The 2676-nt window shown below is 33.9% G+C and carries 2 protein-coding genes and 1 pseudogene; 1 reads left to right on the plus strand and 2 read right to left on the minus strand.

The genetic code is table 11. The annotated features are described in order from the left end of the window. Positions 1–210, plus strand: a 210-nt coding sequence (locus H6G68_RS26755; RefSeq protein ID WP_190909340.1) for an AAA family ATPase, incomplete at its 5' end; no start/stop codon positions are given. A gap of 60 nt (positions 211–270) precedes the next feature. On the opposite strand, the gene H6G68_RS26760 is transcribed toward H6G68_RS26755, so the two are convergent. Continuing rightward, the gene (locus H6G68_RS26760) at positions 271–1491 is read right to left on the minus strand and encodes an ISL3 family transposase (protein WP_190909341.1); all 1221 of its coding nucleotides are present in this window, start codon (positions 1489–1491) and stop codon (positions 271–273) included. A gap of 176 nt (positions 1492–1667) precedes the next feature. Beyond that, positions 1668–2462: pseudogene (locus H6G68_RS26765) on the minus strand (IS4 family transposase); the annotation flags it as partial. Positions 2463–2676: the final 214 nt, after the last annotated feature.

Raw genomic sequence — 2676 nt, forward strand, 5'->3', positions numbered from 1 at the left:
TCTCAAATTTTACCAGTTTTAGTGCTTTGTTATTATGCCCCCAAAGGTTCGACATTGATTTTTGAACAGCCAGAAATTCATTTACATCCATCAGTGCAAGCAGGTTTGGCAGACGTATTTATTGATGTGATTAAAAATAGAAATATGCAAATCATCTACTGTCCAGCAATTTTTACCCCTGATGTAACGATCGCTCTCTTCTTAGTCTAAAGTCCAGTTATAACCCCCACTTTTAAAATCACGGAACATTTCTTGGTTCTTGCGTAGATTTTATGGAGAATTAATAGAAAAGTGCCAGTTTAATAAACTGCGTAGACGAAAATTGTTGAAGTTACGAAAGCCATATCCAAGTCGTTTAATCAACTTGAGCTTATTGTTAATGCCTTCCACAGTGCCAGTGGTAGTTCTGCTATCAAAATAACCAACTATTTCTCCGAACCATCTAATCATAGTTCCAATAGTTTTAGGAAATAAAGACATGGCATCGTGCATCCAATCCAATAAATCAATTATGCTGTCTCCCCAAGATGTAGAGAATTCAAATATTTCTCTGAATGTTTCTTTCAAGGAGTGCATCTTGGCTAGGGTGGGAGAAACTGACTGAACTAATTTCAACCGTTCTTTTTGCTCTTCGTTGAGTGAGTCTTCATTTTTAATCAGGCTATATTTACTTTTATTTAATCCGGATAATCTTCTCTTTTTTTCTGATTCATCTGCTAAAGACATTGCTGCTTTCTTCTCTGTCTTACGCATATGATCTAATTCATCATTTACCTGTTTCATTACATGAAATCTATCTGCGGTTATATTGGCATTGGGCATTAATTCTTCGACCAAACTTTTATAAGGAGACCACAGGTCTATACTCACTTCTTGGATTTGCTCAAGTACCTCAACTCCCCATCCTTTGAGGACTTCACGGATTTCTTCTATCCTTCTTGTTTTCACTATTTCAATTGGTTTACGAGTATCTAAATCTACTATTACTGCTAAATAATTTCCTTGTCCTTTCACCAAAGCTATTTCATCTATCCCTAATCTTTTTACCTGACTCAAATTTATCTTCTGTATTTTTTCTACTTGCCTTCTTAACATTGATTCAACTTCCTCATCACTGAGGTCGTTTCTTTTGGCTACGCTATGAATGCTGCTATTCAATACTTGTTCTACTATGTTGTCCGCTAATCTTTTTGTATATCCTTTATTTTTATCTACAAACTCTAGTTTCTCGCTAAATACTTTTTTACACTTATGACATTTAAATTGACGACGATTTATTTTTAACAGCACTGGCTTTTCACTCCACGGTAAATCATGAATCATTCGCCAATGGTCTTGGTGTATACTCAGGGTAATATTTCCACAATTGGGACAATTACAATGGTTGACGGCTTTTTCGATTGTGATGATTATTCCTGCTCCTTCCACTTCCTGGCAATCTAATACTTTCATTTCTGGAAGATTGAGGATTTGTTCTACAGGAAATTTCATAACTACCGCCACCCATCCTTGTTTTTACATATCTAATTATCTCACCTTCGGTATTTAGACATACATAAAATTCTGTAACTTCTTGTATCTCAACTGTTTCAGACTTATATTCTGAAAATTATTAACTATTAATTTCTGTTAATTTACTTTCTCTCCATAAAATCTACGCAAGAACCCATTTCTTCTATACAAAATCGCTTTTTATAGGCAGAAATTGCTAATTCCAAACTATCTAAATTAGTTAAAATAAACCACCCTTCTTTTGGGGTTACTCCTAAGATTTTACGTTTCCATTTACAGGCAACATTAAAACTTGTAAAACCATGTTTTTTCGTAACTTTAACTCCGCCTAGAAAGAAAGCAACTCCTGGTGATAAACCTAGATTATTTAAATCTACCCAAATTTCTTTTTTGATTTCTACAAATTCACTCTTTTTAAGTCTTGTACAAAAACATAAACCCTGGTCTTTTAACCAGTTTGCTAGTTTTATAGAACAAAATTCTCTATCACCTAATACGCAGATTTTATAGTTACTAAAAATGGGTAAAATTTTCTTCAACATTCGTGACTGCTCCTCAAAGTTACTGCTGCCTAACTTTGGTAATAATTCAAAATATACAGGAATTGCTCTTTGGTCCCAAACTATACTAATCATGAATAAATTTATGCGTCCCCAAGCTGTCCTATCCATCACTACATAAATTAGCTTTTCATCCTTCAAATATGTTTCTAAAAATGTTTCCACAATCGGAAACCAAATTTTCTCAATTGTTAGGTTTGGTAAAGATAGAAATCTCTGTATTTTCCTTTTTCTACTTTCAAATTTAATCGGAATTGGTAGGGCAGTAGCCAAAGCTTCTAAACTTACTTTTTTCACTGATTGCAGCAGAATAATCATAATTTTGAGCAAGATATACTCTGCCAGATTCAATTGATTTTTTAGATGTGTTTTGTAGAATTCAGGTAACATTATCATATAGATAGTCCTTATTGAGAAAAGTGCTTCTATCTTTTTTTACCATAAATCGATACAATCTCTATCTGATAAGCTTTTTAGACTATTTCGTCATCCCGTCAGGTTTTACTAGGCTTGGCAAGGACTTATGCACGTTCACAGAAAGGAACAAGAGTCTACAGTCTAAAGCCATTCTATCGAGGTGCAAAAATTACAGTAATTGGAGCAA

Source organism: Anabaena catenula FACHB-362, from assembly GCF_014698735.1.
GTDB classification, from domain to species: domain Bacteria; phylum Cyanobacteriota; class Cyanobacteriia; order Cyanobacteriales; family Nostocaceae; genus Anabaena; species Anabaena variabilis_A.